Raw genomic sequence first — 21557 nt, forward strand, 5'->3', positions numbered from 1 at the left:
GTATTGAATCGATGGTGTGTATTTTGACGAAAGGAGAGAGTAAGGCGTCAGCCTGATGTATGGGGAATCGACGGAGTGCTTCCCCAATGGAAAATACTTACTGGATCGAAATGCCATGATGGCTCGTCTTCACATCCTGCTTTTATTGCTACTAATTCTGACTTTCAGCGGATGCAGGGCCAGCGGTTCGTCTCAATCCGATCTGGTCTCTGCGAAAGACATCGCGAAAGACATCCCCGCTGATCTCTCATCTGTGATCGAAACTCAGGCAGCCAGAGTCTCGGTTCCTGCTGAACACATGCCGGTCACCAAGATCCAAAAAGTATCATTACAGTTTACGGAAACGGTTGAACCGGATTACTCTACTGAAATCTCTCATTCTACAAGGCAGTCGTTGTCTGTTTACGGCAGTATCTCGCTGGCTCTGGCCGGGAATCCGGATCTGGTCGCGCTGCGTGAAACGGAACAGGTCGGCGTTGCCACCGTGGGAGTCGCGGAAACTTATCCGTTCAATCCGATACTCCAGGCGCAGGTCACTCCCGGCCAGTACTTTCCGGGAGGAGGACCAACAGGGAATGCCTATCATTACGTCTTACTGATGCAGCGGATTCAACTGGCCCATCAGCAGCAGTTTCGCGAAGATGCAGCGCATTCAGCATTAAACGGCGTGCGCTGGAATATTCATCAGGCGGAACTTCAGGCAACATCTTTGACAGCACAATTATATTTCACGGCTCTTTATCAACGCGGGCTGCTGGAAGTGGCTCAGGCCAGTCAGGATAATAACGAGCGTTTGCTGGCAGCGTTGTCAAAGCGATTTGATGCGGGCGATATTTCCGGCGCGGATCTGGCGACGGTGCGCATCGATACACGTGCCACGAGCCAGCAGCTCAGGCTGGCTGAAGCCAACTATCAGTCTTCACTGCGTAATCTTCGACGTCAGCTCGGACTGCCGCCCGATTCCCCGGAGGAAATTGCAGGCGACCTGCGAACAACCCAATGGCTGCTGCCTACTGCAGAGAACGATGGATCGATGAAGTCGGAAATCAATTTTCGAAGTGTGAATGAAGCACCAGACAATCGGGCCTGGATGACGAGCTGGGCGGCGTCTCGGCCGGATGTCCTCGTGGCACATGCCAATGTTGATGTCGCTTCTGCCGGCTTGAATCTTGCTTCCGCAGATCGGGTTCCCGATATCACAACGGGCCCGTATTATCAGCGCGACGCAAGTGGTTTGTATCATTTTGGCCTGCGCGCGGAATTGAGCCTGCCAATTATTAATACCGGCAGACCTCTCGAAACACAGCGTATGACCGAACTAAATCAGAGGACTGCAGTTTGGCGTCAGACACTCCTGAGAGCCGAACTGGAAGCACAGGCGGCTTTCGAACGATACAAACTCGCCTTTGACGTCCTTGCAAAAGAGAAAACGTTGAGCGCATCAGAACTGCCACAAGAGTTGCAGAGTCTGGAGAAACAATTCCTGGCAGGCGAAGTCGATGTCGTGCGAATCATTCAGGCGCGCACCAGCATTTTGCAGAATCAACGTGCCCAACTCGAATTGCTCAACGAACTCGCACAGTCTGCCGCTCTCTTAGTTGGAGCAACCGGCATGCCTCTGGAGCTGATCGTAGGACAGTAGTTGCTGTCACCTACGATTAGAATCGCAGCGATGATTTCAAAAAAATGAAGTGGTGTGAGAACGATTCTCTGAACGCTCATTGATTGCTCGGCTATTGTTGAATTTAGACTCGAGAAAATAAAATTCAGTACAGCCTCAATTTGATATTATCGCGAACAGCACAGTCTTGAAACAAGAGAACACTAAGCCGTATGACTGGTGTTACTCCTGGGGGCAGATTGCACAATCACTGGTATTACAATGCACAAAACAGGTCTTGGATTACCCCCATCTTCTCTAGGGTCCCAGTTTATGGTGTACTCAATGAACGCATTCGTGTATAATGTTTGGTCCCAACGGACATCGTTCTCGAGACGCACCAAACGCGCGGAGCGATGCCAGCGTACTTTTGATATACAAGACTTCTGATTTATTTCTCCAAGAGGATTTCGCTCGATGCCAACATCTCGACAAATAACGCGCCGCAATTTTCTGCAGGGAGCTGCCTTTGCAGGCGCTGCCAGTATTTTCTGCCCTTCGGCTGATCGCGCTTTCGGTTACCAGTCACCGAACGATCGTCCTGTCTTTGCAACTATTGGTCTTCGAAACCAGGGTTGGGGGATTACCTCGAAGTCATTTAAATTTGCTGATTTCGCGGCACTCGCTGATGTCGACGCGAATGTTCTCGCAGCCAACGTGGCAAAAACAGAAAAGAAACAGACCAAGAAGCCAGACGCCTACAAAGACTATCGGAAAGTTCTCGATCGAAAAGATATTGATGCCGTCATGATCGCTACACCCGACCATTGGCACACGAAGATCGCGGTTGAAGCGATGTATGCTGGCAAAGACGTCTATTGTGAAAAACCGTTGACTCTGACGATTGACGAAGGCAAGTTGATTGAAAAGGTCGTCAAGGAGACAGGCCGCGTCTTCCAGGTCGGCACGATGCAGCGATCGGAATCGGGACAGCGATTCCTGCAGGCCGTCGCATTGGTGAAGGCTGGTCGCATCGGTAAGGTCAAAAAGGTGACGTGCGGCATCAATGGTATGTCGGCTTCTCCTGTCATCCCGGTTGCTCCTGTTCCTCAAGAACTCGACTGGGATCTCTGGCTGGGACCGGCAGCGAAAGTGGATTACCGGGCGCTTCCCGAAATGCGTAAGGGTTACGGTGGTGGCGTACCGCTCTACAGTAATTGTCACTACGCCTTCCGAAACTGGCACGAGTACTCTGGTGGAAAACTGACCGACTGGGGCGCGCATCATGTTGACATTGCCTGCTGGGCACTTGGTGCCAGCGACACAGGGCCAAGTAAAGTGACGCCGCTCGAATTTTCATTGCCAGTGGAATACAAAGATGGAAACCCTGTGGTGCACGATCAGTACAACGCCGCCACAAAATTCAAAATCCAAGTTGATATGCCCGACGATGTGGAAATGATTATTACCAGCGAAGGTGATAACGGCATTCTCTTCGAAGGCACGAAAGGTCGGTTCTTTGTCAACCGTGGCAAGATCGTCGGGGCGCCTGTTGAAGACCTCAAAAAGAATCCACTGCCAGAAGGAGCCATCGAAGAAGTTTACGGCGGCAAGGTCAGCGCGAATCACACAGCCAACTTTATCGAGGCTATGAATTCTCGCAAGCAACCGATTTCCGACGTCTGGTCTCATAACCGCATGCTGGAGATCTGTCATCTCTCCAATATCGCCATGCGTCTGGATCGTGGAATTAAGTGGGATCCGGTCAAGCGAGAGGTGATCGGCGACGCCCAGGCGAACTCGTTCCTCTCACGCGAAAACCGCAAAGGTTACGAAATCAATATGTAGTCAGGAAGCAGGATTCGCGGATTCACTCGGCGAATCAACAACACCCATGATGAAGTTGGCAAGCATCGACTGAATTTGACGTTCGTCAACATTGTCGTGGTCTGCTGTACTACAAAAAACAATGGCTCGCAACACCTTAATTTACAAGGGGTTGTGAGCCATGTTTTTTGGGTATGGAAGGAGTCGGGGATAAAAGTCAATCATTTGGCGAGCCATTGGGCGCCATGTAATGTGCCATGCGTTTTATCGTTGCTGGAGTCGTGCGCTGTCTCTCCTGTTTTTTCATCAAACCGATATAGCAGAAGTGTCTGATTATCAATTTCAAAATCATCTTGAGGTGTGAACAGTTTGTGATAACGTTCGATGTTTGAAATTCGGAGCGCATGCATGCTACCTTCGAAGTAGTGCGAAACGTCTTTTTCTGAAGGCTGTATTCCTCCAATAAACAGCGGTTTCTGCTGACAGGACTCGATGATGTCTCTCAGGCGGGCAATCTGGCTGTCGCGCATTTTGAGAGTCTGGCAAGGGAGTCCATTCAAGAACATGGTCCAGTTTGCTCCATTCCACTGACAGGCGATATGTACGGGGTGATTGATGGCAACATTTCGGATGGACATCGTGGAGACAGGAACTTCCAGGGACTGCGGATCGAGCAGAGACCAGGTCCAATACTCACCATTATTTACATTATATTTCAGGCTGAGAGTCCCCCACTGAAATAATAGCTGGTGTGCCATTTTTTTCATTGTTTCAGGTGAGACCCAGGCTTCAATTGTGAAGGGGCCTTCAAATTTGTCCGGAAGTTTTGATTCGATCCAGTCGTCGCCATCAAAGCGAACTCCCCGGTTTGTGAGTTGTTTCTCAGGTGCCGGACTGATCGACCATTCGGCACCAGTAATTCGCGCATGATTATGCATTCCGCTGAGGTCATAAAGTATCCTGCCGTTGCCTTCTTCAAATCGGTACAAGGCAACAGTGGACTCATGCCGTGTGAGCAGGGGAGGTGGTTGGAACGCAGCGTTATAGACCGTTTTTTCGCTAATGCGCAGTTGCGAAATATTTCCCTGAAAACCATGGTGCTGTGAGTTTTCCAGCATCGAACTGGAACCGATTCGAAATGTCGATCTTAAATAGCGTGCCTCACGCGGGGCCCGTTGCTTTGAAACGTTTTCTGGAATACGCCCGTCAACAAAAATATTCAGTGTTGTTCCATCAAACACGCCTGCAATGTGATGATTCCCAGCCGAAATTACCGGAGAAAAGGCATGCCAGGTCCAGTCTCCCTGGCGGTAATACATGTGGACTCGATGGTTTTGCAGCACACAATACAGGGCGCGAAGGTGCGAATGCAGATCAAAGATGACCGCAGAGGCAAACTGGTCGTTCAAAGTCACAGCCGGGATGTCTGCCCAGCATTCAATGGTCAGTGGATCAGATCGCGTACGATAATCGTATACGGCCTCGGCAGTGTCGTCGATGCCATTGAAATGCAGAGAAAATTGATCAAGGCTGTCCAGGTTTTCCGTCTCCGGATTGAGCGTGGCACAAATCCGGAAGCCAGTTTGGGCATCCCGGGCTACCGGGACACGGCCTTCTCGATATGCAGAGCGACAATAGTCGGCCTCCTGACTGATGGAACCGCCTCGTATGATTCTATGAGTACCTGAATGGGGGCCGGTGGGATTGTTGATCGAGTCAGAGAAACTCTCTTCCGTCGAAAAATAGTCACGACACCATTCAGAGACGTTTCCATGCATGTCGTGTAGACCGAAGGCATTGGGCTGAAGTTTGCCACAGGGGTGGGTCTGCGTAGATTGAAACCAGCAGTATTTGGATAACTGGTTTCTATCGGACGTGTACCACATTGAAGTCGTTCCTGCACGGCAGGCGTATTCCCATTGTGACTCGGTGGGTAGATCGAAAACCAGTTGGGCCTGGTTTCTGGTCAACCAACTGCAGAAGTTTTTGGCATCATACCAGGTCAGGTTGGTAGCGGGATGATTTTCACTGAGCGCGCCCTTCAGGTCACTTGCCCAGGTAATTCGGGGATTCATTTCCGTCGTCTTAAAATCAGAACCACCCTGTCCGTCGATTTCCGCATCAGTTCTATAACGGGTTTGATCAACAAACTGGCGAAATTGTTTCCGTGAAATCTCGGTCTTGCTCAAATAGAAAGGACGGGTGATTCGTGTTCGTTGCTGAGCCAGGTTAGCCGTCAAAATACGAGGTTCTAATTTCTTCTGCTTTTCAGCAGCATCAGGACTTTGCAGCGAAGTTTCCAACGTTCCCATCATGAATTCACCCGGGGGAACTAACGCCAGCTCGATATCGGAATTATTTCCCATGGGGATTGATAAATCAGGTGGCAGCTTCAGGTGGTCTGCCCAGGCCAATTGAAGCTGCCGAATGCGCTCGGGGCTGTCATTGACCAGTACGGGATCCGGCATCTCGGCAGGCCATTTGAACTGGTCGTTTTTATCTGGAACTTTCTGGGGATCGAATTCTTCCCAGGTCGCTCCTACGATCTTCCCATCGCGACCATTACCGCTCTGATCAGATACAATCTTCCCGGAATCGCTATTGAAGTGGTACAGCAGAATGGTCGAGTCATTGGATGAGAGCCGTTTTTCTGGCGAAAAATCATCCAGGTAGATTGCGCCTTTTGAGAAGCGGCACTGATGCAGTAACCCAGCAAAACAGGCTTTTTTTTCGGCAACGGGCCGCCCAATGAGAGCCGGGTCTGGATTGGCACAGAGGTGGATTGGAATTGGAGAATGTCGATGTCGCCGCCGTATTGGGTAATTCAGCCCCTGCTTCTTGCCATCTACATACATCCCGATACTGATTCCATCATACACGGCAGCGATGTGTACTCGCTTTCCACAGCCAATCTGACGCGAGCGATTATGAGGAGCATAGTAGATGCCGTCATGGAACAGGAACTCCGGCATCGTTCCATCTTTCAATCGTAAGAGAAACCCTGCCGTCTCGGCGTTTGAAACAATTTCCATATTTCTGGGACGTTCTTCACAGTCTGGAGTCAGCCAGGCCTCAAAAGTGATCGGTTCCCCACTGTCGTAGACAAAAGGAGTTTCAACAAAATCGTCGATCCCATCAAACCGTAATGCAAACGGTTTTTGATTATCGGCATTCGCTGCAGGAAGTGGATGTGGAGCTATTGGAGCCACGATACTGGAATGTTCTGTCGAGCTACTGTCCTGTGAAGGGAAAGCCAGAAAGATCATGCAGCACAAGGTCAGCAGAGTGAGAGATGCCAGGACCCCATACCGTTTCCATTTTGTGGGTCCCTGCCCTGACTGTTTTTTCAGAATATCTTCAATGGAATTGGCAGCCCCCAGACGGCTCTGTAAAGCGGTAACCACTTCTTGTGCCGTCGGTCTTTGTTGCGGTTTCAATTCCAACATGGACTTTAATAGTTTTCGATCTGCCCGGCCAATATTCTGGAACTGGCTGGACGGATTGATGATTTCAAGGGTTTTCGTGTCACGATTCAGAGGGTGTCCTGTGAGTAGAAAGTACCAGACACAACCCAGGGAATAGATATCCGATTTCGTTGTCGCATTGCGTGCTGCGTTCCATTGTTCCGGAGAGACATAACTGATCTGCCCAAATCCTTGCCTGAGCGAGGTTAATTCGTAACTGTTGGAACGGTCTTCTGGTTCGAAGGCTAGTCCGAAGTCAGCGATCTGAACGTTTCCCTTTGTATTCAGAAGTAGATTTCCAGGGTGAATATCACGATGAACGATGCCTAGTTTGTGTACCGCAGTTAATCCGGAAGCGACCTGATACACAATGCTGGCACAAGCCCGTGAGGGCATGGAAAAATGGAGCTGCTCCATCCTCTCCTTCAAATTTTTTCCGTCCACGTACTCCTGCACAAAATAGGTAAAGCCATTTTCTTCACCTGCAAATAGCGCTTTGACTACATAAGGTGATTCAACTCGGGCAAGCATTTGCACTTCACGATCAAATCGCTCTGCCAGATCCTTCCACTCCTTTTGCCTTTCTGCATTGATCAGTTTCACAGCAACAGGGCGGATCAGGCGCGTATCGTAGCCTTTAAAAACACGTCCCATGCCACCGAAGCCAATCTCATATTCAAGCGAGATCTGGCCAATAGAGACTGGGGGAACTCTGAGGCTGTGGATCAGTGCATCAGGCTCGTCATCCAGGTTCTCCAATTTTTCTCTGCAATCAGTGCACGTACAGAAGTGCTGTGAGAGAGAATCGATTTCAGTAAAGCTGAGTTTTCCCAGGCTGTAGGCAGATATCGTCGCGATATTCGGACAGGCAGAGGAGTATAAGCCAACCACGAAATTATGTCCTTAGTACAGTTTCAGTTTTATTTATCCAACTCATCTTTAAGTTTATGTGTAGATTCCTACCTAAAATGTGACAGCCAATTGTTGGAAAATAATAAATTTTAATCTTCCCCCAGGAAATTACGAATTTTTCGGAGAGCGCGAGACTGAATTTGCCGGATATTGTCTGTCATCATTCCCGTTTCTTCGGCGATCTCCCTGGCAGATTTACCGGAAAGGAATAGCAGTTTCAAAACCTGTTTTTCATTGTCTGTCAATCCGGCTAATTCAATCACCCCCTCGGCAATATCTCTTTTTTCTTCTACCGTTTCGATGTTCTCATCAATCAGGTTTTGAAGGTGGTTCAGATTATCTGTGCCCCCTGTGCCAATGACCTGATTTTTGCGAAAGTGATTAGCGGAGACATTGCGCAAACATGACTTAAGAAGTCTGAGAAAACTGTGGCGCCCATATTCCAGACGAAGATCCTCAGTGGCCATTATTTTTACCACAGCTGCTAACGTTTCCTGAACAACATCTTCAGCATCCTCCCTGCTGTCCATCACACGATTTGCGATACGAAATAGAAGCCACTCAGACAATTCCATCAATCTGTTCGTGGAAGCCGGGTCTCCCTCTGAGGCATGGTTGATGAGATTTGTGGAAATAGACTCAATATTCATAATGGGGGATATTTTCCAAAATTATCGTTGAGATAACAAAATTTCTGTCACAAACCAGAGAAGTTGTCACACCTAGTAAAATGTAAACTGATGAATCGGTTTGGTTTTGTACTCTATGGGTATTTGTACTTATGGGAGTGTGTAAAAAGGTGTGATCTGGTCTTAAGGTCTCTGGGAAACTGTACTCTTTGTATCCATGTAAAAGACCCAATGCAAGATGAAGGATTATGTTTTGCACTAATGTAAGAAATAGCAGGGTTGTTGTTATATGTCTATTTTAAATAGTGTTCTTGTGTGATTTTGTGCCAAGTCAAGTGTTCGCATGAGTTGTTGTTGTAGCCTGTGTCATTTAGTTTTTGTGTAGTTATTCTGCTGTATATGTCAGTGCAAAACCTACAAGCAGGGCAAGCTGACTATGTTTTTCATATTGACACTTGACTGTGTGTATAGTGTTTGTGTACGCAATGGTGTTGTGTAATTTGAGTCATTGATATGCCGAAGGGCACACCCTCAACAATCTGCAATTGTGCTCACTCCCAGTTAAGTCTCCCAGAGACTGCATCATATTGCGGAATCTAATGAATCACTGCTTTCGAATATCACAACGATAAAGGAAATCATAATGTTGCTTACAAATTGGTTGAAGAATATATTCCATACCAAATCGATTCGCGCCAAGAATCGCCGACGGTTTAAGCCTCATGCTTTCCTTCCAGCAAAGTCGATGGCAACTGAATCTTTAGAGGATCGCACATTACTTACCTTTGCGTTCGCTCTTGCCGGGACGGATGTTACGTTTCTAGGGACTTCAGGTAACGATTCCTTGGTCCTCCGTGAAGATCTCTCGGGGCTCTTAGAATTTAGTACCAATGGCAGCGCCTTCTCGACGGATCTGGGGGGAGGTAGCACGGTCGCTGTGGCATTGATCACAAGCCTGACGATCAATGGCGGCAACAACAACGACATGGTCGATCTGTCTGATTTAGATGGTCTCGCTATCACGGCCCAGATCACTGGCGGGCATGGAAATGATTCATACGCGACTGGCTCCGCTGATGTTGAGTTCCTCTATTCCGGAAATAACAACAGCTCCGATACCTTTACCGCAAATGGTTCTGGCACAAGTACGATCTTGGCGCTCAATGACAACACGGTAATCGGCCTGGCTAGCGGCTTTGTTAACAGTGTGGATGTGATCGACATTGATGGCATGCAGAATGTGCGCGTCGATGGTACAAGTGGCAATGATGTGCTGAATTTTGCCGACGTAGATTTTGTAGGATATGACGACTCCTTCCAGGTTTACGGTGGCAATAACAACGACACGATTACGACCTCCAATAGTTCGGCTGGCGTGCGTTATCAGGGTGGTCACGGGAATGATCATTTCATTATCGGTGATGCTGATGTGACCTTCCTTTACACGGGGAATAACAATAGTTCCGACTCCTTCTCAGGGAATGATGGCGGTCAGACGAGTACGATCTTAGCGCTCAGTGACAACGCGGTGATTGGTCTGGCCAGCGGCTTCGATAACAGCGTGGATGTGATCAGTGACGGCGGGAAGTCAGGGGTCATCGTTTTGGGAACGGGCGGCAATGATACGCTCAATTTTGAGGATGTTGAATTTTCAAGTACGCTGCTGTTCAATTCGGGAAATAACCATGACACGGTGACCGCTTCGCTCGATCGCGGTCATACCATCACCTACGATGGGGCTCACGGCAATGATACGCTGTTTCTCTCATTGAGCGATGTTGAGGCCCAGGATCCTGTTGTGCAAGCCGCCCTGGCAGACTTTTTCGCCAACTATTCAACCATCAGTCCCTATACGTTTGGCATTGATGGGCCGAGTTCCGCCCTTGATGGTATTACTATTCAAAACTTTGAGTCCATCCTGATTCCACTGGTGGTCAGCGGGGCAGGAGATTATCGCGTGGTCCGCAACTCCTACGGGCCGGGTACTGCCGATGATGAAGTTGAAATTTATCGGGATGGGAATCTCATTGCCAATCAATTGTTGGATCGCACCAGTGAAGTTCGCGTGATCGGTGCTACCAATTCCGCTGACTCGTTGGAAGTTGATTTCAGCGGTGGCAATCCGATCCCTGTGAATGAAGTATTCTTCAATGGATTAGGGGGCAGTGGCTCCGATGAATTAATGATTACCAACGGGAGCCACACCGACTCGATCTATAACTACACCAATGCTCACGATGGTAGTATCATCTTGGATGATTCTGTCATTACCTACATTGGTCTGGAGCCCATTACCAATACCGGCACGACAGTCAACGCTGTTTTTAACCTCACCAATAGTGCCAATGTGGCTACCCTGACCGATAACGGGGCCACCTCCAGCCTGACGGGGACAAGTTTCGAGAACACTACATTCGCGAACCCCACCAATTCGTTAACAATCAATGGAAGCGGCGGGACGGACCAACTATTTATGGGGGGGGCCTATTCTGTAGGTCTTGATTTGATCATTGATGCCGAGGTTGTAACTCTGAATCACGATGTGACCGGAGCCTCTTTTTCCGCAACGGGGGCCACATCGCTCTCCACAGGAGCCAATGATGACATTCGCGCCACTGCGGGCAACATTGATATCACCGTATCGACCGGGAAGATTGACGTCCGTGGTCTGTTGTCTGCCCAAAACGGCGGACTTGGTACGATCACACTCAATTCTGCAAGCACGGTGAACGTTTCTGGCAGCGTGACCACTGATGGCGGCGATTTCACCTCTTCAGGAACGAAATCGACTTTGACGGCGGCGCTCCCGTGATGCCGGGACTGGGAAGCGATGGCGGAAACCCGATTCCTCTGGGCGGCGTGACCTTTAACGGATTGGGGGGCGCTGGCAGTGACACGCTCACTCTTGAAGGCGGTATCTTCGATTCGCTCACTTACAACTATGATAACGCCCATGATGGTGATATCGAACTTGTAGATGGCTCTGTCACTTCGACTGTTAATTTCGTGGGGCTTGATCCCATTACGGATACCACAACTGCAGCGGTAAAAACCTTTAATCTCCTGGGAGGAAATGATTCGATCGCACTGACTCGCGTTGATGCGACCACCTCATACTTATCAGGATCAACCATCGAAAACACCACCTTTACGAATCCCACAGATTCGCTGGTCATCAACGGCGGATTGGGTACTGATACCATCGCCGTCAACGGATCTGACCTTGATCTGGGAACGGCGGGAATCGATTTGACGGCCGAAACGATTAATGTTTATACCGGTCTCACAGCAGCATCGGTGGCCACCAGCGGCGTCAATCTCAGCGTGTCTAACAATCGTGATATCACCGTCTCAGGTATTCTGGGGAGTGGAGAAGGTATTGATATCAATCACACGGGCACCGTAAGCATGGGTGGCACCGATCTGTTCTCCAGTGCGGCGAACGCCAGTATTATCATCGTCGCCGGTGGTGGTATTAATGACGTAGCAGTCCGCTCGGTAACCACCAGCAATGGCGACTTCATCTCCACCGGCGGTCATCACTTCACCGCGGGTTCGAATATCAACACGGGGACGGGGATTGTCGATCTCAATCATGCCGGCGGGAATGTGGCCCTCTATGGAAATGTGACCGCCGGGGCGTTTGAGTCAAACGGCGGAAACTTGTCGGTGTCTAACAACAGGGACATCACTGTCTCAGGAAACAAAGACGGGCTCGGGATCAATGTGACCCACACGGGGACCGTGAGCCTTGCTGGAACAGACCTTGTTTCGACGGAAGAGTTAGCTGCAATCAACCTGCAGGCGGGCGTTGGTAATCACGATCTCAACTTAAGGTCGGCCACCACGAACAGTGGAGCGATCACCACCGCGGGAGGCCGTCACCTGACACTCGGTGGAAATCTGAACGCGGTGAATTCCGCTGTCTTTAGCAATCACGGAGGCACTGTCAATCTAGGAAATCATGATGTGACGGCGTCTTCCGTATCCATTTTTGCCGGGAGCGATCAACGGTGCAGCTTCATCTACGCTAACGGGAACGGGAGGCGTCACACTTGTCAGCAGCGGAAGCCTGAATTATACGGGCGACATTATTTCCGTATTCGGTAATGTTTCCGTTACCGCCAGCTTGGGAAGCATGAGCCTGGGCGACGTCACCGCAGGAGGATCATTTACTGCCATGGCTTCCACGGTCACCTTATTCGGCACATTAGACTTTGTCGGGATTGGGTTCGTCGTAGGAGACCTCATTGTCGCGTCATCTGGTGAACTTGTTTTCGACCTGATTGCTCCTGGAAACATATTCGATAGCTTGAACGTAATCGGAGCCCTGACTCTGAGCCCTGGTAATACCGTTACCGTTGATGTAGGAAATCCTTCGCTTGGTTTAACCGATGGTACTGGTCTTGTCCCCCTTGTCTCAGCCTCGGGCGGGGAGATGGGAACTATCTCCAATTTGCAGCTACAGGGGGATCCCATGGAGACGGCCAAAATAGATGCTGTATTCTCGGATGCGGCGGGAATTCTGGCATTGATCTGATTTTTTCAGTGTAGGAGATTTTAATTAACGCCCGGATGCTCATAAGGCATCTGGGCCTTTCCACTTTCCAATACGTACTACTACAAGGGAATTGGCGACACCAGCAGGAAGCATCATTTTCGAGAATTCTCAATTTTCGGATCGCCGGATGGGTGAGCAGGAGATCATCATGATTTGTAGGAGATTTGTGTTTCTAACCCGTTAGGCAGAGAACTATGAACATTGACCAGCTTGAGAAGAAAAAAACTCAACCCAGGGGTGTGATCATCCTCGAGTTGATACTCACGATGCCAATTTTGCTGATATGTGCAATCGCGATTGTCGAGTTCGGTGTGTTGCTGGCTCAGATCAAGCAGGTGGAACTTGCCAGTCGTGAAGGAGCTCGCCTTGCGGCTCAACAATCAACAGGCACTCTTCCGACGTCCATAGGGGATGTGGCCAACCGCGTGGAGCGGGTACTGCAGACAGGAGACATTCCTGGATATTGCCGGGTCATATTGCAACACAATGTACCCTCAGCAGGCAACCCGACCCAAACCACGGAGCCCTGTGAGTGCCCGGACCCAACCACTCCCCCCCTACCCTCTGGAACCAACATTGCGGCTGTTCGTGTTACGGTCTGCGTAGGAATGGAGAACTTGGCCCCCGATTTACTGGCGAGTTTCGGTTTTTCACTTGTCGGAAAAATCGTCTCGCAAACCACGACTTGGCCTTACATCCAGTCTGTGACTCAGGCTTATACGGGCAATATCTACCTCGCATGTACCATTCCCCCCGGTCCGGCTTCTATCACGTTGGTCGACCCCAATACCGCCAACCGATCTGTCACCTCGAGTTCGGGAACTGGAACTGGAGTTCCTCCATTAGGGGCGACCGATATTGTCTGGGACAATACCAACCAGCGGATCATCTATTCCGATCCATTTCGGCAATCGATTGTGGCCGTGGATCCAGCCACAGGCGATCGCACGATTCTTTCAGCGTCCTTTCCCCCTGGTATGCCCGTTGGGAGTGGTCCCGGATTGCTGAGCGTAACGGGTTTGGTCCTGGAACCCTCTGGTACGTTATTAGCGCTGACCAGTTTTTCCGGGTTGCTTCGCATCAATCCCGCGACGGGCGACCGGACCGTTCTCTCAAGCTCGATGGTGGGGTCCGGCCCCTTTTGGACCGTCGGTGGTGATACTGTTGCTATTAGCGCCGCAGACGGCATCTACGTCGTGGGACGCGCCCCGTTTGCCGGTGTGTATGAGGTGGACGCTGTGACGGGCAACCGAAATTTGATTACCGCAGATACACTCTCAACACCGGCACAATTGCAGATCGGCAATCCATCGGATGCCATTTTTAACGCATCCGGTAACCTGCTGATCGCCAGCAATCTCAATATTATTTCCGTAGACGTGACGACTGGAATGCGAACGCAAATCTCAGGAATCGGCAAAGGAACTGGGTCACCGATCGCGACCCCTCAAGGGATTGCCGTGCAGCAGGATGGGACAATTCTTGTGACTGACATCGTACTTGAGGCGGTGATGGCAGTCGACCCGATTACCGGCAACCGTACCGAGTTTTCGGGTCCCTCCGTTGGTACGGGCTCCAATTGTGGCCCGGGAATTCGCGATCTAACCATAGTGCCTTAGAGAGGACTGTAGGGCATTTTTACTTCTAACAATTCCTGTAGGCTGACCACCTTTCATGGTGGTCAGCGATCTAGCCCCTTAATCGTGAAGTCGGTTCTGAAATAGTGACAAGGATACGCGAACTCAGTTTAAGTCTCTCAGGTATGCATCAACCATCCGCCGATGTGTATGGTGTATATCAGAAACCAGCCGTCTGACTTCCTCGTGTTCTTCATCTTCGATTTCGTGTTCCAGCAGTTCCAGTTTTTCCCGTAGAAGTTGCGCTTTCCAATGATGATATTCACTGAGATTCAGTTTTCTTAAATAGACGCCCACTTCCAGCTTGCGTGTCCAGTCATCGTAGATTTCGATCCAGTATTTCGAATGCGATTTGTTTCCAGACAGCGCGCCGGAAAGAGCCTCTGTTTTTGCGATCGTCATTTCCTCGCAGACCACATCCGGAGCTGGATAAAAGGAAAAGCAGCCGACACCGCTGGAGATAATCAGACCGACGAGGATCAGTAGTCCCAGGACCGGCCCCGGGAGCACGATGTCATATTTGCTGGAACGAACAGGCTCCGTTTTTTTCAGCCAGGTTTCGATGCGGGAGTCACGGTCAAAGAACCTCAGGACAAATCCCACCAGGATCATACTAACCAGAATGATCGCGGAATAAATTTCATAGGGGTCAATCACATGTCCCAGTTTCTCTTTCGTGGTTTGATAGAAATTGCTCGTTCCTTTGCTGAAAGGCTGGCAATAAATGTCGAAAGCATGAGTGTGATCAGCTGGCTCGATATGCGTTGGGAAGAGCGGTTTTTCCACTCCATATGCCAGTCCGACAATGATCAGTAGTAGTAGGGAGAACCAGACGAGCGCTTTCTTCCAGTTGTAATTGCGAATGATCCAGGTCACCAGTCCCAGGTTCACCCCCGCTCCCAGCACTAGCAGAATAAAAGCAGCTCCCACAGAATTGGCATGTTGAAACATGGATCCCAACTGGGACATGGCCAGCATGGGAGTGGCATACACGGGAATGGCGACGCCGGTCATCAGTAGGGGAGCATAAGGATTGTCGTAGTTGACAGATCGTTGCAGGCTGCTTTGCGGCAATAATACACCCAGTAATGCAACGCCCGCCAGACCGATCAGGATGTAGATCAGGCTCGCCCCCGAAGCTTCTTTGGCAGCGCTGAAACCGACTGAGACGATTCGCTTAATTCCATAAGGGATTGCCTGATCATCGGCGGGTACTTCTGTTTTTTCGGGGAACAATCTGTCCCAGATCGTTCCCACCAGAGTGACAATCAACAGTGAGAAGAATGCAAAAGCAAGAATCGTAACCGGTTCAGACAGTGTTAGACCATAGAGTAGTGAGAGCGGGTTGAATAGTGGGGCAGACATGGCAAATGCGATGATGGTACCACCCGCCAATCCCGCTTTTTTCAACTCCCGAGCAACGGGGATCACACCCAAAGAACAGACCGGCAGCAGCATTCCGATGCCCCAGGCTCTAAGCAGAGCAGATTTGGTTCCTTCACCGAAAAACCTTCTGGTTTCTGCTGAGCCAAAAAAACGCTGAAAGATTGCCGCAATAAACAGGCCAGCCAGAATAAAGGGGGCTGCTTCCAGCAGGCATTGTACGAACCGGAGTGCGAATCCCCAGAAAATATATTCAATCATGATGGATCTCCTGTCAGTGATGAATTCAAAAAGTAGGTATTATCCGGTAATTAATTTGAGTCACTGAACTTGATTGGTTCAGAACGCGCGGAAAACTGATTCAACTTATCCACGAGGAGAAAGTATTGATTAACAAGATTCGCGTCGGCATCTTCGAAGTCGATCTGCTTGAAGACATTCTTCAAGTTCCCTGAGATCTGTTTCACTTCGTTCCACGCTGTATGTTTTAGCTCACTATCTGCTGCCATCTCGGGAATCCAAGAGATGATGTCAGTGAGTTCCTGTTTATGGACCTGGTACGTATCCGCATGGTTGTTTTCTAAAAGCGTTCTCATCCGCGTATCAACTTCTTTGACTGTCGCAGAAAATGAATCAGGTTTGTGTTCCGGGATATGGTGCTCAAGATGGTCATCTTCTACTCCAGATTGTGCCGTTTCCGTGCACCCGGACAGCAGGAAAAAGGAGAAACCGCATAAGTACAAAATTGTGACTGAACGGAGATGGTATTTCATCATCGGAACTTTTAAAAAGTGATTGTCAGTAGGAAAGTAAACGGGACCTTTACAAACTCAGATGTCAGATGTTTTTGGAATGGCATATTCCGGTAACTTAACGGAATTGAGAATCTCCTCGATGATCAACCGGTTCTCTGACTGATCATTCCCCAGTCGGACACTCAGGACTGGTTCTGCCGTTTCCAGAAGATCATCAGGAATCACGTAATTCCTCTGATTCAAAAAAGCACGTGCCTGGGCGACCCTCTGCCAGATCAATAAACCGCGGGGGCTTAATCCGAGTGTGACCTGGGGGTGCGATCTGGTAAGATTGCCGATCTGAACCAGATAACGCTGTACCGGCTCTGCGACAGAGATTGCCGCGATTTTCTGTTGTATTTGAAGCAGCTCTTTCTCATCGAACACGGAATTCATTTTAGAAGCAGTGACTGAATCGTTTTCGATGGCAGCTGCCAGTATCTGAATTTCATCGATTTCATCCGGATACCCGATGCTCAACTTCATGGAAAATCGGTCGAGTTGGGCTTCGGGAAGCGGATAGGTTCCATGCTGGTCGATTGGGTTCTGTGTGGCAATGACAAAATAGTCCTGAGATAACTGATAGCGGACCGCATCAACGGTAACCTGTCTTTCTGCCATCGCTTCCAGAAGTGCACTCTGCGTTCTGGGAGTCGCTCTGTTGATTTCATCTGCTAACATGATATCTGAAAAAACGGGGCCTTCACGAAATTCGAATTCATGTGTCTTCTGATTGAAAATACTGAAGCCGGTAATATCACTGGGCAGTAAATCAGGAGTACATTGCACTCTGGCAAACTTGCCTCCTATCATGCTGGCCAGCGATTTTGCCAGCATGGTTTTACCCAGTCCGGGATGGTCTTCCAGAAGCAGATGGCCTCTTGAAAGCAGGCAGATAATGACATTATCGATTACATCTGCTTTCCCTTTCAGAACCTGATTCAGAGAATCTCTTAACTGCTCGATTCTGGAATATTCCTGATCAAATTCCATTTTTGTGCTGACTTCTAAAAGTGATGACATAAATCTCTGCCTCTAAAAAATACGAATGAATCTAAGTCTCAAGGAGAATATTTCTTCCAGCAGGCTTCATTGATGATTCTGTTACAACAGTCTCGAATCTGCTCCGTTCCGGGGCCACTCGAATCATCGGATGCACACGGAGCAAAGGAGGCCCAGTTAACATATTGAGCCAGTTCTAAAAGACAGGCAGTGTTGATCGAAAAATTTCCTGCATGCAGCCGCAGCCACTGGCTGAGGGGCATGGTGACGGGGCGTTTCTGCTCTTTACTACGCACTCTCAATTCAAGCAGCCATAAGGTTCTGAAAATGAACCGTCTGGTATCTTGAGTTCGGAAAACCTTGAGCCAGCCAGTCACCAGAAAATCGGTCATCTGATACCGAAGTAAGAATGAGGTAATCAGAATACCCAAGGTGAGTAAAAATGAAATCAAATGGATCTGAATCCAGCCTGAGATAGCCAGAAGTGCTTCAACCGTTCTTTCGTATAACGACAGTGGTGGCCCCAGAACGGTGTATCCTGCCGTTGGTTCAATCGTGCACCAATCGGCAGCACCGAGGCCTATTTTAACTTCCACCCAAAAATGCACGTCATCAGAATGAACAGGTGTGTGATCGGATTTCAAATCATAATCATTCGGGCTGGCATAAAATCCACTCACCAGCCTTGTCGAATATCCCAGAGATCGGAGCATCAAGGCAGCAGACGAGGCAATCAGATAGTCCGGGCCCGCTTTGCGTTCAAACAAGAACTGACGGAGGGGAAGCGCCTGCTTTCCATCATAGGTTATCGTACGATCGTGTTGAAAATGATTGCGATGAAATTGCTCGATGCATCTGATCCTTTCCCAGTCGTTCTCCACTCCGGTTACCAGATCTTCTGCCCGTTTTTTGATTTCTGACATTACTGGCAGTTCTGGCAAGGCAACATAGTGTTTCTGCTGGTGGGACAAGGCGGCGTATTTGGCATCGTGATACTCAATCTGTTTTCGGTCCGGAAAATGGCTAATCAGGTGGATGGGAACCAGCCGGGGTAATTCCTTACGATCGAGCTTCACAATACTTTCCTGATACCAGTCGAACATGTCGACTCGGTCCACTAAATCAATATGAATCTCTTTCAGGTGCAGTGGAGCGGGGAGCTGATTTGATTTCAAGTGATTATTGGTGATGACATGGAGTTCATTTCTGCATTCCTGAGCCAGGGTCTGCGCTTTTGTGCTCACAACGATATATGGTTTTTCAAAGCGTTCTTTCAGGGAAAAATGTTTCTTGAAATCTGCATTTAATGGCTCGCTGAACCAATTCACTCCATCGAAAATGTCGTACGTATCCATTCTAAGATGCAGGGGAGTTCTGCCAGATACATGCAGCAGTGCGTCTGATTGAATGCCTTCTGCCGAATTCTGTTGTGCGGGCTTTTCTTTTCTTGCAGTGGAGAAGTGGCGGTTTATATTTTCCGAATCAGGCAGTTCTTTTTCCTCAATGTTCTGATCCTGCATTTTTAAGCCGATGGCGCGGTCAATATTTTTCGAAATTTCGCCTTCCTCGTTGTAGGTATCGAACATGATGTCATAGAGACTGGGGGTGTCTGATGACATGAATGGCGCATTTTCGAGGGGCGCAAAGCTGCGGATATCATATTTTCCTGCAACCAGCAGCTCGCCATCGCCGAGTCCGTCCCTGGCGTAGAGATCGCCTCGACTATCTCCACCGGAACTGGGCATGATTCCCTTAAAGGCATGGACGACCGGATTTTCTCCGGAAAACGAGACGATCAAAAACAGAATCAATGCGAGTGTGGACAACATCAGATATTTGCCCAGGCTCTGCTTCTTTACAGCCGGGATTAGAGCTACTCTGAGACTGTTCCAGTAGGAATAAAACAGCCAGAAAAACCCCAGCATCAGTTCCAGCCCCACGAGGATGACCATATCAGTGCTGGAATAAGAGGTTGCGGCACTGATAATTAAAAAGATCGATCCCCAGGTGGCAAACTGTTGGTATTTCTTCCAGCAACCGGCTGCAGCCATCACTAAAATGGTGTTCTTGACTGCGAACATCAAGATCAACTCGAAGAGTCTGCCTTCGCCTAAAAAAGTGCGTCTGATCGGTTCCCATACCAGACTCAGCAGCATAATGGCTAACAAAATCAAAGAAACAGATGACTCCGCGACATGTTTTCTTTTCAGAGATGCGAAATACCGCGTGCCCAGTAACGCCACAGTGGCTTCCATCAGAAAGTTGAATCCAATCCAGAAATGTGAATATCTGCCATTTGCGTCAGATATTGACAAAGCCAAAGCCCCCGTCAATACCATCGCGATGGTTACGAAATGCAGGATACGGCTTTCGGGTATCGTTTTCGGTTCAGCTTGCATAGCAGGCTTTCTTCCAGCGATCAGAGAATGTATTTTCCCGACTTTCTTCCGGGCTGTGTAACCGAATCCATGGTTCGCATTGGCAGGCAGGATCATTCTCGAATTCTTGCTGCGGCGAATCCTGAACGACAATCATTTTCGAGTGATAACGAGAGTGCGACCCCTGCGTATTCTTCATGTATCCTTTCGTGTTCGTGATTACGAACTGGGGCATTGGAGAATTTGCAATCAATTGGCTAGTGGCCTGAAGACCATCAACTGGAACACGAGCAAGTTCATCAAGCAGTTTTTGCAGTTCTTTGTGGTTACCATCACAGCGAAACAGTTTGTTTCCCACAAGACATTCAACGCATGCATGTTGTTTTAAAAGGGAACTGCAGATACTTGCCGTGATTCGAATTACGGCCTCCAGGGAATCCCGGTTTTCGCTTTGATAGTTCGACTGATGGATGTCGGGAATCACTCTCATTGCGCAGACGGCTGCAGCTTGGCGTTCTGTGACAATCATTTGACCCTGCCTGGCAGATTGTGCCCAGTGAACCCGCCTCAAAGAATCTCCCAGGCGAAACTGTCTGGTGCCAATCACGTCACCATAATCACCTGCACGATGAGATGCAAAACGATCTTCGCTGGAACTGACCTCCCTGAGCTCTGGCATGAAAGCCAGTTGTGATATTTCAGGCCAGACGATCAGAACGGATTCGACAGAAAGCGGGATTCTCCTTTTAAACAATCCAAACGGGAACGCCGTCTCCAGGAATGCCGTTTTTGTTGAATAAACGCCTCGTTTTCTGGGGATAAATTCCCAGGTATACTCAGTTGTTTCCCAACCCGGGATACACTCAATAGCAACTTCACACAAGTGGTCTGAGTGTTCTGAAAATGGATGTCGCAGGTAAACACCCCAGGCAGGCCAGGGCCAGTTGTTTTTCACGATCAGACTGGTGCTCACTGATTCGCCGCATTTTGTGCGAATCTTATTGAATGAGAGTTCGGCGGAAAGGCCCTTCACACTGATCCAAGGCCACAGTACGCCAACCAGTATGATTAATGAAATCGCAGCGGCAATATAAAGAATCGTGGAATTGACCAGTAAACCACAAACAAACGCTGTAAGAATACTGATTGCCAGGCACCAGAATGGATTCTTCATCCAGTCAACCCATTGATTGTATTGGGGGCAGAAGTCATGGTGCAGCAGTTGATTTAATGAGCGTAAGACCGAATCATCATATTCAAGCTTTAATTTCGTCTCTTGTTCATCAAACTCTGACATAAAGCACCTGCAGCTCAGAAAGGGATATTCAGATCGGCTCACACATTGCTGGCCAATTATTTTCACATGTCTA

13 protein-coding genes are annotated in these 21557 nt (G+C 49.1%); 6 read left to right on the top strand and 7 right to left on the bottom strand.

From position 1 onward, the window contains the following. Positions 1 to 115: 115 nt before the first annotated feature. Together AAC022_RS19120 and AAC022_RS19125 are read left to right on the top strand one after the other, a co-directional pair. Positions 116 to 1642 (top strand): TolC family protein, encoded by a 1527-nt coding sequence (locus tag AAC022_RS19120; RefSeq protein WP_339733610.1) that lies wholly within the window; start codon positions 116 to 118, stop codon positions 1640 to 1642. A 435-nt stretch (positions 1643 to 2077) separates the two neighbouring features. Continuing rightward, positions 2078 to 3448: a Gfo/Idh/MocA family oxidoreductase gene (locus tag AAC022_RS19125; RefSeq protein ID WP_339733611.1), complete on the top strand. Its 1371-nt coding sequence runs from the start codon at positions 2078 to 2080 to the stop codon at positions 3446 to 3448. A gap of 200 nt (positions 3449 to 3648) precedes the next feature. Here the strand turns inward: AAC022_RS19125 and AAC022_RS19130 are convergent, their stop codons facing one another. After that, complete coding sequence (locus tag AAC022_RS19130) at positions 3649 to 7782, bottom strand: SUMF1/EgtB/PvdO family nonheme iron enzyme (RefSeq protein WP_339733612.1); 4134 nt, start codon at positions 7780 to 7782, stop codon at positions 3649 to 3651. Between the two features lie 110 nt (positions 7783 to 7892). Beyond that, positions 7893 to 8453 (bottom strand): sigma-70 family RNA polymerase sigma factor, encoded by a 561-nt coding sequence (locus AAC022_RS19135; protein ID WP_339733613.1) that lies wholly within the window; start codon positions 8451 to 8453, stop codon positions 7893 to 7895. Between the two features lie 622 nt (positions 8454 to 9075). Here AAC022_RS19135 and AAC022_RS19140 point away from each other — a divergent pair. The 4 genes from AAC022_RS19140 to AAC022_RS19155 all read left to right on the top strand — a co-directional run bounded on the left by AAC022_RS19140 (position 9076) and on the right by AAC022_RS19155 (position 14612). Continuing rightward, positions 9076 to 11244 (top strand): hypothetical protein, encoded by a 2169-nt coding sequence (locus tag AAC022_RS19140; protein WP_339733614.1) that lies wholly within the window; start codon positions 9076 to 9078, stop codon positions 11242 to 11244. Further along, the gene (locus AAC022_RS19145) at positions 11244 to 12542 is read left to right on the top strand and encodes a hypothetical protein (protein WP_339733615.1); all 1299 of its coding nucleotides are present in this window, start codon (positions 11244 to 11246) and stop codon (positions 12540 to 12542) included. Before AAC022_RS19140 ends, AAC022_RS19145 begins: the two co-directional genes overlap by 1 nt. A 70-nt stretch (positions 12543 to 12612) precedes the next feature. Next, positions 12613 to 12972 (top strand): hypothetical protein, encoded by a 360-nt coding sequence (locus AAC022_RS19150; RefSeq protein ID WP_339733616.1) that lies wholly within the window; start codon positions 12613 to 12615, stop codon positions 12970 to 12972. A gap of 215 nt (positions 12973 to 13187) precedes the next feature. Beyond that, the gene (locus AAC022_RS19155; protein WP_339733617.1) at positions 13188 to 14612 is read left to right on the top strand and encodes a TadE/TadG family type IV pilus assembly protein; all 1425 of its coding nucleotides are present in this window, start codon (positions 13188 to 13190) and stop codon (positions 14610 to 14612) included. A gap of 123 nt (positions 14613 to 14735) precedes the next feature. Here AAC022_RS19155 and AAC022_RS19160 read toward each other — a convergent pair whose 3' ends face one another. From AAC022_RS19160 to AAC022_RS19180, 5 genes are all read right to left on the bottom strand, one after another. Continuing rightward, entirely contained in the window at positions 14736 to 16274 is a 1539-nt protein-coding gene (locus AAC022_RS19160) for a permease (protein ID WP_339733618.1), read from the bottom strand. Between the two features lie 50 nt (positions 16275 to 16324). Continuing rightward, on the bottom strand, positions 16325 to 16609 hold the full coding sequence (locus AAC022_RS19165; RefSeq protein WP_339733619.1) for a hypothetical protein: 285 nt from the start codon (positions 16607 to 16609) through the stop codon (positions 16325 to 16327). 234 nt (positions 16610 to 16843) lie between these two features. Then, a complete protein-coding gene (locus AAC022_RS19170) occupies positions 16844 to 17830 on the bottom strand; it encodes a MoxR family ATPase (protein WP_339733620.1) in 987 nt (328 codons plus the stop codon). A gap of 38 nt (positions 17831 to 17868) precedes the next feature. After that, positions 17869 to 20208 carry a transglutaminase-like domain-containing protein gene (locus AAC022_RS19175; protein ID WP_339733621.1) on the bottom strand — a complete coding sequence of 780 codons (2340 nt, stop codon included), beginning with the start codon at positions 20206 to 20208 and terminating at the stop codon, positions 17869 to 17871. Then, positions 20198 to 21484 (bottom strand): DUF58 domain-containing protein, encoded by a 1287-nt coding sequence (locus AAC022_RS19180; RefSeq protein WP_339733622.1) that lies wholly within the window; start codon positions 21482 to 21484, stop codon positions 20198 to 20200. The genes AAC022_RS19175 and AAC022_RS19180 overlap by 11 nt, the downstream gene beginning before the upstream one ends. Positions 21485 to 21557 lie beyond the last annotated feature (73 nt).

Origin of the sequence: uncultured Gimesia sp., from assembly GCF_963976445.1 — a bacterium.
Classification (GTDB): domain Bacteria; phylum Planctomycetota; class Planctomycetia; order Planctomycetales; family Planctomycetaceae; genus Gimesia.